The organism is Colwellia sp. BRX10-3 (assembly GCF_014077505.1).
Classification (GTDB): domain Bacteria; phylum Pseudomonadota; class Gammaproteobacteria; order Enterobacterales; family Alteromonadaceae; genus Cognaticolwellia.
Map to the genome: position 1 here is coordinate 1 of NZ_JACGWA010000054.1, position 259 is coordinate 259.

At 39.0% G+C, this 259-nt stretch carries 1 rRNA gene; it reads right to left on the reverse strand.

The window, feature by feature from the left end:
• Window positions 1–66: ribosomal RNA gene (gene rrf, locus H4J38_RS17020) — 5S ribosomal RNA — on the reverse strand; the annotation flags it as partial.
• Window positions 67–259 lie beyond the last annotated feature (193 nt).

The window sequence follows — 259 nt, forward strand, 5'->3', positions numbered from 1 at the left end:
GCTAACACGTTTCACTTCTGAGTTCGGAATGGGATCAGGTGGGGCCATGTCGCTATTGTCGCTAGACAAAAAGGGTACAATCTAAAAAGCTGTTCATTAAGACTTGTCTTAATGATAATAAATACATTTTGTTTTCTCTTATTCACACAATTGTCATGCGTGATTTGTGTATTCCTACACTGTGTCAAACTACATACACACTTCATAGTCCACTTTATCAGCAAAACTACTTGGGTGTTGTATGGTTAAGCCTCACGGG